This is a genomic window from Streptomyces sp. SID4985 (assembly GCF_009863025.1).
GTDB lineage: Bacteria > Actinomycetota > Actinomycetes > Streptomycetales > Streptomycetaceae > Streptomyces.
The window spans coordinates 1-485 of the sequence record NZ_WWIR01000639.1 but is presented as its reverse complement, the minus strand read 5'-3'; the positions used below and the strand labels follow the sequence as shown (position 1 = coordinate 485).

Genomic DNA, 485 nt, shown 5'->3' with positions numbered 1-485 from the left:
GCGTCCTTGGTGTGCATGTCGAGGCAGAAGGCGCAGTGGTTGAGCTGGGAGGCGCGGATCTTGACCAGTTCGAGGAGGCGCGGGTCGAGGCCCTGCCGGGCGGCGATGTCGAGGCGGACCATCGCCTTGTAGACCTCGGGCGCGTGCTCGGTCCAGGCCAGGCGGGCGGGGTGCTCGGGGGCGTACGCGGTGGTGTCCTGTGCGGTGTCCATGCGTCGAGCCTAGGCGGGGAGCGGCCCAGGAGTATGGTCCATTCCCATGGCGGAATCGTGGGCCAATCCGGGCATCGACCTCCACCTGGAACCGGCCGGGAGCAGCGGCCTGCGCCAGGGGCTGACCGACGCGCTGCGCGACGCGGTGCGCGAAGGACGGCTCGCGCCCGGCACCCGGCTGCCCTCCTCCCGCGCGCTCGCCGCCGACCTCGGGATCGCCCGGAACACCGTCGCCGAGGCGTACGCGGGCCTGGTCGCCGAGGGCTGGCTCAC

Annotated in this window: 2 protein-coding genes; one reads left to right on the top strand and one right to left on the bottom strand. The window is 73.2% G+C overall.

The window, feature by feature from the left end:
• On the bottom strand, positions 1-212 hold a 212-nt coding region (locus tag GTW40_RS27260; RefSeq protein WP_161182793.1), incomplete at its 3' end, for a carboxymuconolactone decarboxylase family protein.
• Positions 213-258: 46 nt separating this feature from the next.
• Between GTW40_RS27260 and GTW40_RS27255 the strand changes: the two genes are divergently transcribed.
• The coding region (locus GTW40_RS27255) for a winged helix-turn-helix domain-containing protein (protein WP_161182792.1) at positions 259-485 on the top strand (227 nt) is incomplete at its 3' end.